The organism is Ruegeria sp. E1 (genome assembly GCF_056534225.1).
The window spans coordinates 89383-106271 of the sequence record NZ_JBQFPE010000008.1 but is presented as its reverse complement, the minus strand read 5'-3'; the positions used below and the strand labels follow the sequence as shown (position 1 = coordinate 106271).

The 16889-nt window shown below is 58.9% G+C and carries 20 protein-coding genes; 10 read left to right on the top strand and 10 right to left on the bottom strand.

What is annotated here, in order from left to right:
- The first annotated feature begins 8 nt into the window (after positions 1-8).
- Genes flhA through ACR0FG_RS11915 form a run of 4 tightly spaced genes read left to right on the top strand, consistent with a single transcriptional unit; the run spans position 9 to position 4310 of the window.
- Positions 9-2090, top strand: coding sequence for a flagellar biosynthesis protein FlhA (gene flhA, locus ACR0FG_RS11930; RefSeq protein WP_480893210.1), 2082 nt, complete (start codon positions 9-11; stop codon positions 2088-2090).
- The gene (locus ACR0FG_RS11925; protein ID WP_480893208.1) at positions 2087-2860 is read left to right on the top strand and encodes a flagellar biosynthetic protein FliR; all 774 of its coding nucleotides are present in this window, start codon (positions 2087-2089) and stop codon (positions 2858-2860) included. Before flhA ends, ACR0FG_RS11925 begins: the two co-directional genes overlap by 4 nt.
- Entirely contained in the window at positions 2857-3945 is a 1089-nt protein-coding gene (gene flhB, locus ACR0FG_RS11920; RefSeq protein WP_480893206.1) for a flagellar type III secretion system protein FlhB, read from the top strand. The genes ACR0FG_RS11925 and flhB overlap by 4 nt, the downstream gene beginning before the upstream one ends.
- Positions 3942-4310: a hypothetical protein gene (locus tag ACR0FG_RS11915; protein ID WP_480893204.1), complete on the top strand. Its 369-nt coding sequence runs from the start codon at positions 3942-3944 to the stop codon at positions 4308-4310. The genes flhB and ACR0FG_RS11915 overlap by 4 nt, the downstream gene beginning before the upstream one ends.
- A 24-nt stretch (positions 4311-4334) precedes the next feature.
- On the opposite strand, the gene ACR0FG_RS11910 is transcribed toward ACR0FG_RS11915, so the two are convergent.
- The 9 genes from ACR0FG_RS11910 to ACR0FG_RS11870 are packed head-to-tail and all read right to left on the bottom strand — an operon-like array spanning position 4335 to position 8861.
- Entirely contained in the window at positions 4335-4829 is a 495-nt protein-coding gene (locus ACR0FG_RS11910; RefSeq protein ID WP_480893202.1) for a flagellar basal body-associated protein FliL, read from the bottom strand.
- 9 nt (positions 4830-4838) lie between these two features.
- A complete protein-coding gene (gene flgH, locus ACR0FG_RS11905; protein WP_480893201.1) occupies positions 4839-5558 on the bottom strand; it encodes a flagellar basal body L-ring protein FlgH in 720 nt (239 codons plus the stop codon).
- Positions 5559-5569: 11 nt separating this feature from the next.
- Positions 5570-5986, bottom strand: a complete 417-nt coding sequence (flgA, locus tag ACR0FG_RS11900; protein WP_480893199.1) for a flagellar basal body P-ring formation chaperone FlgA — start codon at positions 5984-5986, stop codon at positions 5570-5572.
- Positions 5983-6768, bottom strand: coding sequence for a flagellar basal-body rod protein FlgG (gene flgG, locus ACR0FG_RS11895; protein ID WP_480893197.1), 786 nt, complete (start codon positions 6766-6768; stop codon positions 5983-5985). The genes flgA and flgG overlap by 4 nt, the downstream gene beginning before the upstream one ends.
- A 22-nt stretch (positions 6769-6790) precedes the next feature.
- On the bottom strand, positions 6791-7501 hold the full coding sequence (locus tag ACR0FG_RS11890; RefSeq protein WP_480893195.1) for a flagellar hook-basal body complex protein: 711 nt from the start codon (positions 7499-7501) through the stop codon (positions 6791-6793).
- Positions 7501-7773, bottom strand: coding sequence for a flagellar biosynthetic protein FliQ (locus ACR0FG_RS11885; protein WP_170711047.1), 273 nt, complete (start codon positions 7771-7773; stop codon positions 7501-7503). Before ACR0FG_RS11885 ends, ACR0FG_RS11890 begins: the two co-directional genes overlap by 1 nt.
- Before the next feature lie 4 nt (positions 7774-7777).
- Positions 7778-8068 (bottom strand): flagellar hook-basal body complex protein FliE, encoded by a 291-nt coding sequence (gene fliE / locus ACR0FG_RS11880; protein WP_480893193.1) that lies wholly within the window; start codon positions 8066-8068, stop codon positions 7778-7780.
- A gap of 11 nt (positions 8069-8079) precedes the next feature.
- Positions 8080-8466 (bottom strand): flagellar basal body rod protein FlgC, encoded by a 387-nt coding sequence (flgC, locus tag ACR0FG_RS11875; RefSeq protein ID WP_170711049.1) that lies wholly within the window; start codon positions 8464-8466, stop codon positions 8080-8082.
- A gap of 11 nt (positions 8467-8477) precedes the next feature.
- The gene (locus ACR0FG_RS11870) at positions 8478-8861 is read right to left on the bottom strand and encodes a FlgB family protein (RefSeq protein WP_480893191.1); all 384 of its coding nucleotides are present in this window, start codon (positions 8859-8861) and stop codon (positions 8478-8480) included.
- 88 nt (positions 8862-8949) lie between these two features.
- Between ACR0FG_RS11870 and ACR0FG_RS11865 the strand changes: the two genes are divergently transcribed.
- From ACR0FG_RS11865 to ACR0FG_RS11840, 6 genes are all read left to right on the top strand, one after another.
- Positions 8950-10296 carry a FliI/YscN family ATPase gene (locus ACR0FG_RS11865; RefSeq protein WP_480893189.1) on the top strand — a complete coding sequence of 449 codons (1347 nt, stop codon included), beginning with the start codon at positions 8950-8952 and terminating at the stop codon, positions 10294-10296.
- Positions 10297-10378: 82 nt separating this feature from the next.
- A complete protein-coding gene (locus ACR0FG_RS11860; protein ID WP_480893187.1) occupies positions 10379-11218 on the top strand; it encodes a flagellar motor protein MotB in 840 nt (279 codons plus the stop codon).
- 87 nt (positions 11219-11305) lie between these two features.
- Positions 11306-12601, top strand: a complete 1296-nt coding sequence (locus ACR0FG_RS11855; protein WP_480893185.1) for a flagellar hook protein FlgE — start codon at positions 11306-11308, stop codon at positions 12599-12601.
- A gap of 21 nt (positions 12602-12622) precedes the next feature.
- Entirely contained in the window at positions 12623-14074 is a 1452-nt protein-coding gene (gene flgK, locus ACR0FG_RS11850) for a flagellar hook-associated protein FlgK (protein ID WP_480893183.1), read from the top strand.
- Positions 14074-15084 (top strand): flagellin, encoded by a 1011-nt coding sequence (locus ACR0FG_RS11845; RefSeq protein WP_480893182.1) that lies wholly within the window; start codon positions 14074-14076, stop codon positions 15082-15084. The genes flgK and ACR0FG_RS11845 overlap by 1 nt, the downstream gene beginning before the upstream one ends.
- Complete coding sequence (locus ACR0FG_RS11840) at positions 15081-16175, top strand: flagellar basal body P-ring protein FlgI (RefSeq protein ID WP_480893180.1); 1095 nt, start codon at positions 15081-15083, stop codon at positions 16173-16175. The genes ACR0FG_RS11845 and ACR0FG_RS11840 overlap by 4 nt, the downstream gene beginning before the upstream one ends.
- A gap of 65 nt (positions 16176-16240) precedes the next feature.
- On the opposite strand, the gene ACR0FG_RS11835 is transcribed toward ACR0FG_RS11840, so the two are convergent.
- Positions 16241-16888, bottom strand: coding sequence for a DUF1523 family protein (locus tag ACR0FG_RS11835; RefSeq protein WP_480893179.1), 648 nt, complete (start codon positions 16886-16888; stop codon positions 16241-16243).
- Position 16889: the final 1 nt, after the last annotated feature.

Below are 16889 nucleotides of genomic sequence, written 5' to 3'. Positions count from 1 at the left end.
TACAGCCTTTGCCCCGGATCGACATTCGCACCCTGTTTTCGCCGACCGTTCTGCTGGCGCTGGCGTTGATGACCGTCATCGTGATGATGATCCTGCCGATGCCTGCATGGGTGTTGGACGTAGGTCTGGCGGCCTCATTCGCGCTGGCGATCCTGATTTTTACCCTGACCCTGTTTATCGAACGGCCACTGGATTTCTCGTCCTTTCCGACGATCCTGCTGGCCTCGCTGATGTTACGGCTGTCGCTGAACGTGTCCTCGACCAAGCTGATCATCGGTCAGGGGCACACGGGCACCAACGCTGCCGGAGATGTCATCGAAGGCTTTGCCCAGTTCGTCATGGGCGGTAGCATCTTTCTGGGGCTTGTGGTGTTCGGCGTCCTGCTGATCGTGAACTTCATGGTCATCACCAAAGGTGCCGCCCGCATGGCCGAAGTCGGTGCGCGCTTTGCGCTGGACGGAATGCCCGGCAAACAGTTGGCCATCGACAGCGACATGTCAGCCGGGGCCATCGACCACCAGCAGGCGAAAGAACGGCGCGAGCTTGAGCAGCAGGAAACGACGTTTTTCGGCTCACTCGACGGTGCGTCGAAATTCGTCAAGGGCGACGCGGTTGCCGGTCTGCTGATTACCTTGCTGAACCTCGTGATGGGGCTGGTCATGGGTGTGATCGTGCATGGTATGCCGGTCGGGTCTGCCTTTGAAACCTATGCAATCCTGACCGTGGGCGATGGGCTGGTGTCGCAAATCCCGGCGGTGATCATCTCGATCGCGTCAGCGCTGTTGCTGGCACGCGGAGGCACACAGGGCGCGACCGACAGCGCGATTTTCTCGCAACTGGGGCGGCATCCGGCAGCGTTGGGAACGGTTGCCGTGCTGATGGTCCTGTTTGCCTTGGTGCCCGGGCTACCATTTTTGCCCTTCATTCTGGGCGCTGGCGTTTTGGGTTACGCGGCCTATGCCATGTTTCAGACGCAGAAAACCGAACCGGACACGGCGCAAGCCCCCGAGGCCGAGGCCCCGGTTTCGCAAGCCATCGGCGACATTCTGGACCTTGACGATCTGCATCTGGAGTTCGCCCCCGATCTGGTCAGCATGGTGCTGAACCCCGGCACTGGACTGGATGCGCGTATCGCCAATATGCGGACTTATGTGGCGTCCAGCTTTGGTCTGATCCTGCCCGAGATACGTCTGACGGACCGGTCCGATCTGCCCATTGGTACCTATGTGATCAAGGTCCACGGGGTTGAACAAGCGCGCGGAGTTCTGAATTCAGAGTTGGTGCTGGCTCTGGTGCAGGACGGCGCGGATCTGCTGCCCGATGGCACCGATGTGACCGAACCGGTCTATGGAGCCCCAGCGCGGTGGATTCTGCCCAAGGATCAGGAAACCGCCGCGCTGAACGGAGCAACAATCGTCACGCCGCCGGAAATCCTTGCCACCCACCTGCTTGAGATCATCAAACAGAATTTCCCGCGCCTGCTGACGTTGAAATCTCTGCGACGGCTGCTGTCGGAAATGACCCGCCTCAGCGATCCGGTCCGGGCCGAGGCCAATCGCAAGCTGCTGGACGAATTGATTCCCGACAAGGTTCCGATGGACACGCTGCACGCGGTTCTGCGCTTGTTACTGGAGGAACGGGTGTCCATCCGAAACATGGCCCTGATCCTTGAAAGCATCGCCGAGGCGCGCCTGACCACAACGCAACCCGAAAGCATTTGTGAACTCGTCCGCCAGCAGCTTGGCTTTCAGCTGATCGCCGACATGAAACGCGAGGATGGATCGATCCCACTGATCCAGCTTGCGCCAGAGTGGGAGGATACGTTCTCAACCTATCAAATCGATACCCCCAATGCCGGGGCCGACGTGGCGCTGCCACCGAACCTGTTCAACAAGTTGGCCGATGGTGTGACCGAAACGGTGTCGCAATCCACCGAACACGGGCTGTTTCCCGCCGTCGTGACCTCGACTCGCCGCCGCCGTTTGCTGCGAACGATCATGCAGGCCCGGGGCATAACCAACCCGGTTCTTTCCTTCGAGGAAATTGGGCTGGACGCGCGGCCTGCGTTGGTCGGAACCGTCCCGGCGTGATTGCCCTACCACCAGACCTTTTGCCAGTGATCGGTGGCGGACTGTGGCACCTGTTCGCAGTCTTTTTACGGGTCAGCGCATTGGTGTCCCTTTTGCCCGCATTTGGAGAGCGCAGCATTCCGGTGCGGGTCAAACTTGGGGTCGCCGTGGCCTTTGCGCTGATCGCCGTGTCCGCCGTTCCCCAGCCCGAGACCGCACCTGGATTGTTGAACTTAACCATGATCGTGGGCACCGAGGTACTGACCGGTCTGGCGTTGGGGACCGGGTTGCGCCTGTTTGTTCTGGCGCTGCAAACCGCCGGATCGATTGCAGCGCAGGCAACATCTTTGTCACAAATTCTGGGCGGGGCCGCGGTCGAGCCTGTTCCCGCCATGGGCTATTTCCTGACCCTTGCCGGGTTGGCGCTGGCCGCGCTGATGGGTCTGCACGTTCATGCAGCACAATTCGTGATCCACAGCTATGTGCTGTTCCCAATGGGAACTGTGCCCGCCGTCCCGGATCTATCGCACTGGGGGGTCCTGCAGGTGTCTCGCAGTTTTGCGCTGGCATTTGCCCTGGCGATGCCGTTTGTGATCGCATCTCTGATCTACAATCTGGCCATGGGCGTCATCAATCGGGCCATGCCGCAACTCATGGTGGCCTTTGTCGGGGCACCCGCAATCACCTTTGCGGGCCTATTTCTGCTTTTTGCAGGTGCGCCGCTGATCTTGTCGGTCTGGTCCGAAGCCCTGTTCACATTCATGGCGAACCCTGTCGGCGGCCTTCCATGAGCGGACAGGATGATGACAGCGACAAATCCTTTGAACCGACGCCGCAAAAACTGCAAAAGGCGCGGGAAAAAGGCGAGATTGCAAAGTCCAACGACCTGTCGGTGGTCGCGGCCTATGTCGGCTTGCTGGTCGCCTTGCTGCTGGCCGGCCAGCATATGGCTCGCCATCTGGGCACGACGCTGGTTGTTCTGATCGATCAGCCCGACCGGCTTGCGACGCTGCTGGTGTCAGGCCCCGCAACGGCTCTGGTTGCGGGTCTGTTGAAATCGGCACTGCTGCCGGTTGCCGCCCTGTTTGTCCTGCCCGCTGCAGCCGTATTTCTGAGCCTGATTGCCCAGCGCGCTCTGGTCTTTGCACCCAGCAAGCTCAGGCCGAAATCCTCACGGATATCGCTTGTTTCCAACGCAAAGAACAAATTTGGGCGCGGTGGTCTCTTCGAGTTCGCCAAAAGTATTGTCAAACTGATAATCTACGGCACTTGCCTGGCTTTATTTCTACATGCGCATCTGGCCGAGATCCTTTCAGCCAGCGCCACCCCTGCTCAATCATCGATTGCACTGATGATGAACCTGCTGATCCGGTTCCTGTTCATCGTGGTCTTCATCGCACTGGCAATCGGCGTGGTGGACTATCTCTGGCAACACGCAGAACATATTCGCAAGAACCGCATGTCGCGCAAAGAGATTCAGGATGAAACTAAGGATGCCGAGGGCGATCCGCATGTGAAACACCAACGCCGCCAGCGGGCGCAAGAGATTGCCACCAACCAGATGATGTCCGAAGTTCCACAAGCCGATGTGGTGATCGTCAATCCGACCCACTACGCCGTAGCACTGAAATGGTCGCGGGCGGCGGGGGCGGCTCCGGTCTGTGTTGCCAAGGGGGTGGATGAAGTCGCCGCCGCGATCCGCTCTGCGGCAACCGATGCGGATGTTCCGATCCACTCCGACCCCCCCACCGCGCGCGCGTTGCACGCCACCGTCGAGATCGGACAGGAGATCGCCGAGGACTATTATCGCCCGGTCGCGGCCGCCATTCGCTTTGCCGAAGCGATGCGCAAAAGAGCCAAGGGACAAATTCGATGAAACACGCACATTTGTCAGACCTCAGAACCGTGAGTGAGGCCATTTTTCAGAAAAAATATCAAAGCCTTCAACCGCTTCTATTGGCAGAAGCCCGGATTGTGCAGCAGTTGGCGCGGCTGGATGCACAGGTCACTCAGGTGAGCACCGATGCGGCGAGTTCGACCGGGTATCGCGTGAGTGGAACCGACATGCTCTGGCACCGATGGGAAGCTGCCACACGGAGTCAGTTGAACATGGAACTGGCACGGCTGCGGGCGCAGAAACTTGCGGCAATGGACAACCTTCGTTTGGCTTTTGGCCGTACGCAGGCGGTGGCAAGCCTCAGCCGTAAGATGCAGTCAAAAACCCGGCACCACACCGGGTAGGCCCGTTGCGGCGCCGCAGAATCGTCAGGTGTCCTGCCGGTTGACGCTCAGGATCAACACGCGTGAGATATCCTGCCCCAGCTCCTTACGCGCCACTTCAAGCAGAGACCGGCGCAGGGTGGCAAGATTGTCAGAGGTGGTGAAACTGCCATCGAAGCCACCGATGTTGGCATGGTCAAACAGGACTTGCAGGAACCCGTCGCGCAGTCTGGGCTCCATGTCGTAAAACGTCTCGGCGATCCCTGGATTGGCCTCAAGGCTCAGGGTCATTGTCACCAACGCCGTGATCTCATCATCCGCAACCACGGGAACCACAAATTGCTTGGTCAGCTTCAGGTACTCGTAAGCCTTGGCCGCGTCGTCCTTTTGCGGCTTGTCCGGTTTGGGTTTCTTGGCGTCACTTTGGTCGGTCTCGGCCCCGGCCAAATCAGACTTGGCTGGTGCCAGCGCCAGCCCTGCGCCCACGCCAACAGCCAGACCAACGATCAAAAAGACAAGCGGAAAGAGTTTTTTGATCACGTCATCACCTCAGAACGGCAGCAGCGTATCAAGGACCTGCTGCCCATAGCGCGGCTGCTGCACATCGGTGATCTGCCCGCGTCCGCCGTAAGACACGCGCGCGGACGCGATCTTGTCATATGTGATCTCGTTCTGGCGCGAGATATCCTCGGGGCGCACATAGCCCGACACCAGCAACTCGCGCAGCTCAAAGTTCACCCGTAGTTCCTGCGTGCCGGAAATCGACAGGACGCCATTTGGCAGAACATCGACCACCGTCGCGGCCACCCGAAGCGTCAGCTTTTCCTTGCGTTTCACCGCCCCCTTGCCTTTGGTTGACGAGGTCGAGTCAATCGACACCGCCTCATCCAGCGAGGCTCCATCCTGCCAGTTTCTGGCGGCGCGCTGCGGAAAGCCGAAAAAGCCGGGCACAGCCAGACTCTCTTTTCCGGTACGAGATCGATTGGTGTCGTTCGAAATCTCGGCCTTTTCGTCCAGTTCGATCACGACGGTCAGAATGTCGCCCTTCTTGATCGCACGTTGATCGCCCAGCAAGGAATTTTGCCCGCCGCTCCAGAGCGATGCCTGATCGACGGTCCGCTGCGGCTGATTGTGCAACGGCAATCCGGGCCAGAGCATGGCCACATGTTCGGGTGATTCATTTGTCGGCGTTAGGCTGGGCGGTTTTCCCAGATGATCCAACCGGCCACAGGCCGACACGGCCAGTGTAACAAGAACAAGCGTTTTCATTCGTTTCGACATCACTCTACCTCGACTTGGCCATCTGGCCGGATTACGCCTGTTACAGTTGTGCGGGACGACAGATTCATGACCCTAATCCGCTCGCCCACAGCGCCACGCCCTAACGCCCGGCCTTCGGCGGTGATCGACAAAAAAGCCCGTCCGAAAACCAACGTGACAAGATCGTTGCGATCGACGACTGCAGGCGGACCCACATCCGACAACTGGATGGGTCGGCCCGGATACAACGCGACCCGTGCCTCTTGCCCGATCAGGGTCGAAAAACTGGTCGCGGCACCCACATTTTCCACTGCTTTCAGTTCCAGGTCTTGAGAACGGATCACCTCTTTGGCACGGATCGTACGGGTCGGCACGACGATCTCGGCCTGCGCCAATGCGGGCAACATCGCAAGGATCAGGATAACAACGCGCATCATCGCACCTGCGTGGTTGCGCCCATCATCTGATCAACGGCGCTGATGACTTTGGCGTTCATCTCATACCCACGCTGCGCTTCGATCAGTTCCGTTACTTCGCGCACCGCGTCGACCGAGCTGTCCTCAAGGTAACCTTGTCGCAATGTTCCCAGACCGTCCTGACCTGGCGTGCCGACCACGGGCGCACCAGAGGCTTCGGTTTCCTTGAACAGGTTGCTACCGACGGCTTCCAAACCTTTGGCGTTGGAAAAGCTGGATAGCGTGAATTCACCCAGCAACTGACCTTCAGCAGAATCGTCGAAGTAGGCATAAACTTCACCTTCAGCATTGATCGAAATCGATCGCGCGTCGTCCGGGATGGTGATTTCGGGCGCGACGGCAAACCCGTCGGACGTCACGATCAATCCTTCGGCTGATCGTTTCAGGCTGCCGTCCCGCGTATAAGCCGATTGGCCATTGGGCAGCGTCACCTCAAGATAACCGCGCCCTTCGATCGCGACATCCAGATTGCTGCCGGTTTGCGACAGCGCGCCTTGCTCCAACTGAACCGTCACCGCCGAGGGGCGCACACCCAGCCCAAGCTGAATACCCGTCGGCAGCACCGTCCCGTCCGAGGCATTCACGGTGCCCGCACGTGCCATCTGCTGATAATGCAGATCAGCAAACTCAGCGCGGCGGGCGTTGTAACCAGTAGTGTTCATGTTCGCCAGGTTGTTCGAGATCGTCTCGACCCGCATCTGTTGCGCCGTCATTCCTGTGGCTGCGATCTTCAATGCCCGCATATTCGTATCTCCTGTTTTCCAATCAACGCATCAATGCTTTGAGTGCGCCGCGCACACGTTCGTCCTCGGCCTCGAGAAAGCTTTGGCCCAGCTCATACGCGCGCTGAATTTCAACCAGCCGCGTAACCTGCTCGATTGCATTGACATTCGATCCTTCGAGAAAGCGACGCAGGACGACGGGGCTTTCGACCGGTTCGACATCGCCGCCGGGGTTGAAAAGCGTGCTGCCTTCGCGGACCAGATCACTGGCGTTTGCAACCCGGTACACGCCGATCTGCCCCAGCAATTGACCATCGACACTCAGGGTGCCGTCGCCGCCAACATCAATCGAAGCGGCGTCCGGCGGGATAAAAACCGGCGCGCCATTGCTGTCCATCACGCGATACCCGTCCATCGTCACCAGATCGCCATCCACATTGGATGCAAAGCTGCCCGCGCGGGTCAGACGGTTGCCATTTGGGGTTTCGACCATAAAGAAACCATCGCCCTCGATGGCGAAATCGAACCCGCCACCTGTTTCGGTCAGGACACCTTGCTGCAACGCCGTATTGCGCACTTCGGCCCGGCTCATGGACAGGGAAGGATTCTGCGGCAAGTCCTGAACGAACTCGGAAAATACCAATCCCTGCTGCCGGTATCCGGTGGTGTTTGCGTTGGCGATGTTGTTTGCCACCAGCCGCATTTCCTTCATCAGACCAGATTGGCGCGACAGGGTGACATAGGCGGTATCCATCAACGACCTCCTGCAATCAGTGGAACAAGGGTTCCGGTAAAAAAAGTCACCAGCGTTTGGGTCATGAAACCCATCGAAATCCAGAACACGATGACAATAGCGATCAGCTTGGGCACAAAGGTCAGCGTCATCTCCTGCACCGAGGTCAGCGCCTGAAACAGGCCGACCACAAGGCCAGACACCAGCGCAACCGCAAGAATCGGGACCGAGGTTATGACCGCGACCCACAGCGCCTGACGGACAATGTCAAAGAACAGACCTTCGCTGAGCATCGCGTCAGACCGGCATCCGAAGAATTTCCTGATAGGCTTCGACCACCTTGTTGCGCACAATCACGGCCGTTTCGACAGCCAGTTCGGTCTGCGCCAGCGCCTGTACCAGCGCGTGCGGGTCGGCCTGCCCGACCATCGACGATTGCGCCATCTGCTCGCTGTGTTTCAGCGTCGCGGCAAAGTCCTGAAATCCGGCGCGCAGGCCCTGTGCCATCCCAGCATGATCGGGATCGGCCTGCGTGGCGGGGCGGGCACCGGTATAGTTCTGCGCCGCAGTCAAAGATCGGATATCCATTCTGGTCGTCCTTATTTTCGAAGTAAATCCATCAGAGCCGACGACATCTGCCGGGTCTGGTCGAACATTTTCAGGTTGGCCTCATAGCTGCGCTGCGCCTCGCGCGCGTCGGCGATCTCGATCATCAGATCGACGTTCGATCCGCGGTAATGGCCAGAGTTGTCTGCCATCGGATGACCGGGGTCATAGATACGGCTGAGATCGCTGCGGTCCAGTTTCACCCGCCCCGCTTGCACCATGTTCTGTCCGTTCGTTTCGACGGATTCAAACGGCACCGTCTTGCGGCGATAGCCGGGCGTATCGGCGTTCGAGATATTCTCGGAAACATGCCGCAACCGCGCAGCCTGCGCCCGTAACGCGCTGGCCGAGGCGGTGAGGGAATGCGAAAAATCACTCATCACGAAACCCCTTACGCACGGCCCAGACTGGAGCGCAGAATGCCGATGGACGAGCGATAGATCGCAATGGCGCGATCATGTTGGCGCTTGACCTCGACCGCTTTCAGCATCTCTTGTTCGAGCGATACACCGTTGCCGTTCGGATCACCGGACGCATCGATCACATGCTCAGCCCATGGCTGTTCCCCGGAAATATCACCATTCAGATGGCCTGCGCGCGTCGCGGCCATCCCGGCTTTGGTGTTTTCAAAGGCGGTTTGAAAGGCTTCGATATCGCGGGATCGATATCCCGGCGTATCCGCGTTGGCCATGTTGCGCGAGATGACGGCCTGCCGTTGCCCTGCATGGGTTGCCATCGCGTACGCTGTCTTAAAGACGTTCAAATCAGTGAACATCGGGGCTTCTCCCTCGATCAATTTCAATCAAGGCTTAACCCCGATTCCTTTAGAAACCGTTTTCGACACACCAGTTGGAGACTCTGCGATGACCGATCTTGATCCAATGCTTCTAAAGTACGAATTTGACCGACTTTCAGCGGTGCGGCACATGGGGCGGGTCTCGGGCGTTGGGAAAGGCGTGATCGAGGTTGAGGGCCTGACCGATCTCGCGCGAATCGGCGACCATCTGATCCTACAGCGGCGCAGTGGCCCCGATCTTGCGGGCGAAGTTCTGCATGTCGATGCTGACCAAATCCACATGTTGCCCGGTGCCGCCCCCAATGGGGTTTGCCTGGGGGACCGGGTGTTTCTTGAGCCCGTTGCAGCGTTTGCGCCCGGGATGCATTGGCTGGGCCGGGTCGTGGATCCCTTCGGTAAGCCGCTTGACGGCAAGCCGTTGTTGGGTGGGGCACACGCGCGCGATATCATGCAGGCGGCACCCGCAGCTGTAACCCGAAAACCCCTGGGCGCGCGTATGGCGACCGGGTTGGCGATGCTCAACACCGTTCTGCCGATTGTGCGCGGCCAGCGCGTGGGCCTGTTCGCCGGGTCCGGTGTTGGCAAGTCGACGCTATTGGCGACGATTGCGCGATCAATGAACGCGGACGCTGTGGTGGTCGCCCTGATCGGCGAACGCGGGCGCGAAGTGAACGAGTTTGTCGAAAAGGCTCTGGGCGCTGACGGGATGAAGCGATCAATTGTCATCGCCGCAACCTCGGATCAATCCGCATTGGCCCGCAGACGCTGCGCTTGGTCGGCCATGTCGGCGGCAGAATATCTGCGCGATCAGGGTCTGAACGTACTGTTTCTGGCAGATTCGGTGACCCGCTTTGCCGAAGCCCACCGGGAAATTGCCGTTGCAATGGGAGAATCACCTTCGTTACGCGGGTTCCCCCCATCCGTGACACCACTAATTGCGAATTTATGTGAGCGGGCAGGCCCCGGAACGCAGGATCAGGGCGACATCACGGCCGTATTCAGCGTTCTGGTCGCGGGATCGGACATGGATGAGCCTGTCGCCGACATCCTGCGGGGCGTTCTGGACGGGCATATTGTGCTGAACCGGGACATTGCCGAACGCGGGCGTTTTCCAGCCATCGACCTCAACCGGTCAGTGTCGCGCAGCCTGCCAGAGGCCGCGACCGAGGAAGAAAACCGTTTGATCGCGGAAACCCGGAAGCTGATAGGCAGCTATGAACAGTCCGAGGTCATGATCAAGGCTGGTCTATATGCCGAAGGGGCCGATCCCCTGCTGGATCAGGCGGTGAAAGTCCATGCCGAGTTAGACGATTTCTTCGGCAAAGCAGATCCAGAAGGCATCGAGAATAGCTTCAATCGATTGTCTTTGATACTGCGTCGCGCCCTCGCAGGTGCACCCAGGCCTGCCCTGTAACTCTGAACAGTTTTAAGTGTTAAGCCCGCTTTAAGACCTACGCTGCTACCCCGATAGTCGGGTGATAGAAAAGGTGGTGGAGATGGGTGCGCAATCAAATGCGGCGCCAATCATCATCAAGAAGAAGCGTGTGTCAGGCGGCGATGGTCACCATGGCGGCGCGTGGAAGGTCGCGTATGCGGACTTTGTGACGGCCATGATGGCCTTCTTCATGTTGATGTGGCTTCTAAACGCAACGACCGAAAAGCAACGCAAGGGTCTGGCGGATTACTTCTCGCCAACGATCCCTGTCAATCCGGTGTCAGGGGGCGGCGACGGGGCTTTTGGTGGCGACAACATGTTCTCGGAAAAAACCATGGTCATGGACGGATCTGGTGCCAGCAACCGCAATCCGACCGAAGCAAAACAGGCGCGCGGCTCAACCGGTGTGGACGCGAAAGGCGGCAGCAAGGGCGTGCACGAGGATTTCTCGACCCTTGAGGACCGCCTTCTGGGACGCAGCGGTGAAAGCATGGTGTCCAGCAAACAGTTGCAGCACATCGTTACCCGCGTCACGGACGAAGGGTTGGTGGTCGAGCTTTTTGATACCGAATCTCAGCCATTGTTTAAGCCCGGCACGGCGAAACCAACCGAAATGCTGAGGGCGCTGGTGCTGTTGGTGGCACGATCTTCGGACCTTGTGACCAACTCGATCGCTGTGGAAGGACATGTTCGATCCGCCCCGGTGGTTTTGGCCAAAAATCCGGTTTGGGACCTGTCAACGTCCCGCGCGCAAGTGGTGCGCCAGTTGCTGCAGGACAAGGGAATTCAACCGATGCGACTGGACCGGGTGGTCGGTCATGCAGATCGCGATCTTGCGATTGAAAACCCGATGGGCATCCGCAACAACCGGATCGAGATCATCTTTCTTCGCCGCCCCTAAAACCGAAGATTTTATCTGTTAGCCCGCTGTTAAGGGCCAGCGCGTTACCTGTTGCATCAACGATAGACGCAACGGAAGGGTGTGCCGATGACGATCTCCTCTTCGCTGAATGCCGGTGTAGCCGCGCTGAAGGCCAATGCCAACAAGCTGGCGACCATATCTGATAACATCGCGAACTCTTCGACCTTTGGCTACAAAAGGGTCGAAACAGATTTTCATTCGATGGTCACATCTGGCCAGGGTGGCAGTTATTCCGCGGGCGGGGTCAGAACCACAAGTCAGCGGCTGAATGATCAGCGGGGGTCGCTTGTCACCACGAACAACTCGACCGATCTGGCGGTGCGCGGACGGGGAATGCTGCCGGTGCGGCCCAGCTCGCAAATCGGCACGGCATCGAATGAGATGTTGCTGACGACGACCGGCTCGTTTCGCACCAACGAAGAAGGGTATCTGGTCACGGAATCCGGGCTTGTACTGCTGGGCTGGCGCGCAGCGGCGGATGGCTCGATCCCCAGTGTCCCTCGCGATACGCCCGCTGCTTTGGAACCCATCCAGCTGAGCGTCAATCAATTGTCGGGTGCTCCAACCACGTCAATGAATCTGCGCATGAACCTGCCTGCCACCGCAACGGATGCAGGTGCGCCGGGCGACTCGCAGCCCCTGTCGATCGAGTATTTCGATAATCTGGGCAAATCCGAGAGCGTGGATATCGAACTGGTGCCCACCGTTCCGGCCTCGGGCTCCAGCAACGAATGGACGATGACGCTGCGCGATTCCGCGTCCGGCGGTACCGTGATCGGGGAATACACGCTGACATTCACCGACAGCCGGTCCGCCGGAGGTACTTTGGCCAGTGTCGCAGCGGTGTCCGGCGGGGCATATGACCCGACGTCCGGCAGCGTTATCGTCAACGTCGCCGGAGGGCCGATGGAAATCAATATCGGCCAGATTGGTGACGCCGATGGCATAACGCAGCTGTCGGACACGTTTGCGCCGGTCTCGATCACGCGCGATGGGTCGGCCGTGGGCACGATGACCAGCGTCAAAGTGGATGAGAACGGGTATGTCTATGCGCAATACGACACCGGGGTCAGCCGCCGAATGTTCCAGATTCCGCTGGCCGATGTACCCAATCCAAATGGCCTGACCGCTCTGGACAGCCAGACCTATGCCCCATCCCGCGAAAGCGGCACCTTCTTCTTGTGGAACGCAGGCGAAGGCCCGACAGGCGCACTGATATCCTTCGCGCGTGAGGAATCGACCACCGATGTCGCGACCGAACTGACCTCGATGATCCAGACGCAGCGCGCCTATTCCTCAAGCGCCAAGGTCATTCAGACCGTCGATGAGATGTTGCAGGAAACCACCAATATCAAACGCTGAGTCAAGTAAAGGAGCGGTCCCATGAACATGTCGACAGCTTTGAATAACGCTTTGGGCGGCCTGACGGCTGCCAGTCGCGGGGCAGCCGTGGTTTCGGGAAACATCGCCAATGCCCTGACCCCTGGTTACGCCCGTCGGTCGCTGGAGCTGGCGACCAACCAAATCGCGGGCCATGGCGTTCGGACGGTCGGCATCACGCGCCATCAGGATCCCGTCCTGACCGCCAACCGGCGCGCAACGGATGCAGATCTGGCGCATCACTCTGCCCTGTCGGAGTTTCATGCAAAGTTCGAACGCTTTGTCGGTCCGCCCGGACAAGCCACCTCTGTCTCGTCCCGCCTGTCCGACTTTGAAAATAGCCTCATCACCGCGGCCAGCCTGCCCGATTCGACCGAGCGTCTGGATCAGGTCGCCCGCAGCGCACGCGCGCTGTCGGATGGTCTGAACGCCGCGTCGGAAAACCTGCGGCAGATACGCTCGGACGCTGACCGCAAGATCGGGGCGCATGTCGCAACGCTGAACCAGACGTTAAAGGACATTGAGGAACTGAATGCCCGGATCCCTGCCATTCGCAATTCGGGTGGCGATGTCGGGGCATTTCTGGATCAGCGGCAGAGGTTGATCGACAAGATCAACGAACTGATCCCGGTGAATGTGATCGCCCGGGAAAACGACCGCGTCTCGATCTATTCCGACGGGGGTCTGATCCTGTTGGAGGGGCGGGCGGCCGAGTTCAATTTCACCACCACCGGTGAAACGCGACCGCATATGACGGTGGCGAACGGCCTGCTGTCTGGGCTGGACCTAAATGGAAATCCCGTTCGCATCAATGGCGAGACCTCCCAGATTCGCGGCGGCGCTCTGGCAGCACAGTTCGAGATTCGCGACACGCTGGCGCTTGATGCGCAGGTGCAGCTGGACGCCGTTGCGCGCGATCTGATCGAACGGTTCGAAACACCCGGTTTGGATCCCACCACTGGACCAGCCGATCCGGGCCTGTTTACGGACAACGGCAACCGGTTTTCGGCAGCGGCCCCTGTGGACCTTGCATCCCGGATAAGCCTGAATGCGGTGGCCGACCCCGAGGCAGGTGGGAACAGTTGGCGGCTGCGTACGGGCCTTGGGGCCGCAGCACCCGGCGATCCCGGAAACGCTGTGCAACTGCAGGCCTTCAGCGCAGCACTGGAAACTGCGCGCCCCGTCGCGGGCACCGTCTTTGGCACGGGGAATCTGCGCGCCGCCGAGGTCGCCGAAGCGCTACTGTCCAAAGCCGGAGCCGAAGCACATACCGCCGAAACACGCAAAACCTTTGCCAGGACTGCGCAAACCGAAATGGCCAGGATCGAGGCAGAACAGGGTGTCGATACCGACACTGAACTGCAAAGCCTGATGCAAATCCAACAGACCTACGCCGCAAATGCGCGGGTCATCTCGGTGGTGGATGAGTTGATGGAATCGCTGTTGAGGTTGTGATGATGAAGATGAACTCTATCGGGGATCTGGCGCGCAACATGGCCCTGCAAACCCGCAGCGTCGCGATCAAAAATCGGCTTGATACCCTGACCTCGGAAATGTCTTCGGGCAGTGTACAGGATGTTGCGCACCATCTGGGCGGCGACTATTCACAACTTCTGCATATAGACCGAAGTCTTGAGAGGCTGGAGGCCTTCAGAATCGCCACGTCCGAGACACGTTTGTTCACGGACGCGATGCAGCAAAGCCTGAAGCTGGTCAATGGCTCGGTCAGCGATGTATCAACCTCGCTTTTGTCATTTGCCACGGCAAACCAGAGCATTACTCACGATCACGCCTCGGACCTGGCCCGCAACAAGCTGGAAACGATGATGTCTGCGCTCAACACGCGGGCCGGTGGGCGCAGCCTGTTTTCGGGAACCGCAACGGATGTGTCGCCGTTGGCGTCAGCTGACGATCTGCTGAACGCGTTGCGAACCGAACTGACCGGACTAGCAACGGCAAGCGACATACGACAGGCCGCCGAGGACTGGTTTAATGACCCAGCGGGATTCGAGACCGTGATCTATCGCGGATCGGATACTGGCCTTGCCCCGATGCAGATATCTGAAAATGAACGGATCAATCTTCCGATAAAGGCCGACGATCCGGAATTCCGGGCCGCGCTGCGCGATGTTGCCGTGGCTGCGCTGGTTTCGGATAATACGCTGAACCTGCAACCTGATCTCAGAAACGCCTTGTTCAGACAGATCGGCGCGGATTTGGCCAACAACAGCAATGAGCTTACTAAGCTGCGTGCCAGGGTGGGTGCTGCCGAGGCACGAGTCGAACAGGCCGCCACGCGCGACGCAGCTGCGCGGACCAGTCTACAGCTCAGCCGTAACAATCTGATCGCCGTCGATCCGGCTGATACGGCAACACAGTTGAAAGCCGTACAATTTCAACTGGAAAGCCTCTACACCGTCACCGTTCGCAATGCGAACCTTTCTCTTGTGAATTTCCTGCGATGAAAACTCTTGCACTACTTTTGATCCTGTTGCCAGGACTGGCAACCGCTGGTGCGATCCGCCTGAAAGACCTGGTGGATTTCGACGGTGTGCGCGGTAATGACCTTGTGGGCTACGGGCTGGTTGTCGGGCTCAACGGAACCGGGGATGGGCTAAGAAATTCTCCGTTCACCGAAGAGATCATGTCGAACATCCTTGAACGTTTGGGTGTCAACGTGACCGGCGAGGATTTTCGACCCAAGAACGTCGCTGCGGTGCTAGTAACAGCCAGTCTACCGCCATTTTCACGGGTCGGAAGTCAGATCGACGTGACCGTTTCCGCCATCGGCGACAGCAAAGGCCTGCTGGGCGGGACGCTTGTGATGACCCCGCTCAACGCAGCCGATGGCCAGATCTATGCTGTGGCGCAGGGCACGGTTCTGGCCGGCGGCGCGGTGGCCGAGGGCGAGGCAGCATCTGTCGTGCGTGGGGTCCCGACCTCGGGCGTTATCCCATCAGGCGCACGGGTCGAGCGTGAGATTGATTTCGAGCTTTCGGCACTAACCCAGCTGCGACTTGCCCTGCGCGAACCTGACTTCACTACGGCGGGCCGCATCGAAGCTGCGATCAATACCGAGTTCAATCGCGCGGTCGCCTTGATGCGTGATTCTGGTACTGTTGAATTGAACATCGCAGCAACGCAGGCCGTGTCCACCGCCCATGCAATCGGCCGTATTGAGAACATTCTGGTTCAACCGGAAACAAAGGCGCGCGTCGTGGTCGATCAGCGTTCGGGCACAATTGTCATGGGGCAGGATGTGCGCATCTCTCGTGTTGCCGTTTCACAGGGCAACCTGACATTGACGGTCGAAGAGGCACCAATCGCGGTACAGCCAAACCCCTTTGCACGCGGCGAAACAGTCGTCGTTCCAAGAACAATAGCGGGCATTGAGGAAGAGGAAGGAACCGGCCTTGCCGAAATTCCCGAAGCGGCAACCTTGTCAGAAGTTGTTGCAGGACTGAATGCATTGGGGGTGTCACCCCGTGACATGATCGACATATTGAAAACGATCAAGGCGGCTGGGGCGCTCCACGCAGAGTTTATCGTCAGATAAGCGCCCGTGCTAACCTTTGTCCAAGCTTTGATTGCGTTTCCTTTGACAGGTCCAAAAGACCAGCTTTACTTCGCTTTCCAGCTATCCAGCCAACGGCGGAACCGGCCTCGCTTTTCTTCTATTGCATCACCGGCTGCATAGATCCCATCCTCGACGCTTTCCAGCATCGGGTCAATCCGGCGCTGCCGGAACCGGCGCCAGCGCACCCAAAGTGCCCAGACGATCGCGAAGAAGACGGTTAGGAAAATGATATTGAACCACGGGATAATCCGAACATCCGGGCTGTCCACCGGGCGCACTGATACGACGTTGGGGAAGATCGACATCAGTTGGTTGCGCCAACCATAATGGCGCAGCACGACCCATTGCGGATTATCCGCGGTTGAGACCAGATTGGTCAGCTCAGCCTGCAGGTTCGAACTGTCGAGTTTGAAATAGGGTGGCCAGCCCCATCCGGTATCTTCGTTGCGATAGACACGCGGTTTGCCGTTGGGGCGGAAGGTCTCTACGAAACGCACATCGCGATTCACGGTTTGTGCAGTTTCCTGGCCCGTGTCTTGTTGCGCCCAAAAAATCGAGTTCTCACCGAAATCGACCCGGCGCACCTCGGTTTTGACGATCCGCACCACGTCCTGCTGCGGTAATGTATATTCCAGTACCGAGGCGACAAAGCCCCAGAAAACTATGATGAATACCCATTTGACATAGACCATC

Coding starts and splice junctions, on each gene's coding strand:
- flhB (WP_480893206.1), top strand. CDS start 2,857: ATGAGCGGACAGGATGATGACAGCGACAAATCCTTTGAACCGACGCCG.
- ACR0FG_RS11915 (WP_480893204.1), top strand. CDS start 3,942: ATGAAACACGCACATTTGTCAGACCTCAGAACCGTGAGTGAGGCCATT.
- flgH (WP_480893201.1), bottom strand. CDS start 5,558: ATGAAAACGCTTGTTCTTGTTACACTGGCCGTGTCGGCCTGTGGCCGG.
- flgA (WP_480893199.1), bottom strand. CDS start 5,986: ATGATGCGCGTTGTTATCCTGATCCTTGCGATGTTGCCCGCATTGGCG.
- flgG (WP_480893197.1), bottom strand. CDS start 6,768: ATGCGGGCATTGAAGATCGCAGCCACAGGAATGACGGCGCAACAGATG.
- ACR0FG_RS11890 (WP_480893195.1), bottom strand. CDS start 7,501: ATGGATACCGCCTATGTCACCCTGTCGCGCCAATCTGGTCTGATGAAG.
- ACR0FG_RS11885 (WP_170711047.1), bottom strand. CDS start 7,773: ATGCTCAGCGAAGGTCTGTTCTTTGACATTGTCCGTCAGGCGCTGTGG.
- fliE (WP_480893193.1), bottom strand. CDS start 8,068: ATGGATATCCGATCTTTGACTGCGGCGCAGAACTATACCGGTGCCCGC.
- flgC (WP_170711049.1), bottom strand. CDS start 8,466: ATGAGTGATTTTTCGCATTCCCTCACCGCCTCGGCCAGCGCGTTACGG.
- ACR0FG_RS11870 (WP_480893191.1), bottom strand. CDS start 8,861: ATGTTCACTGATTTGAACGTCTTTAAGACAGCGTACGCGATGGCAACC.
- ACR0FG_RS11865 (WP_480893189.1), top strand. CDS start 8,950: ATGACCGATCTTGATCCAATGCTTCTAAAGTACGAATTTGACCGACTT.
- ACR0FG_RS11860 (WP_480893187.1), top strand. CDS start 10,379: ATGGGTGCGCAATCAAATGCGGCGCCAATCATCATCAAGAAGAAGCGT.
- ACR0FG_RS11855 (WP_480893185.1), top strand. CDS start 11,306: ATGACGATCTCCTCTTCGCTGAATGCCGGTGTAGCCGCGCTGAAGGCC.
- flgK (WP_480893183.1), top strand. CDS start 12,623: ATGAACATGTCGACAGCTTTGAATAACGCTTTGGGCGGCCTGACGGCT.
- ACR0FG_RS11845 (WP_480893182.1), top strand. CDS start 14,074: ATGATGAAGATGAACTCTATCGGGGATCTGGCGCGCAACATGGCCCTG.
- ACR0FG_RS11840 (WP_480893180.1), top strand. CDS start 15,081: ATGAAAACTCTTGCACTACTTTTGATCCTGTTGCCAGGACTGGCAACC.
- ACR0FG_RS11835 (WP_480893179.1), bottom strand. CDS start 16,888: ATGGTCTATGTCAAATGGGTATTCATCATAGTTTTCTGGGGCTTTGTC.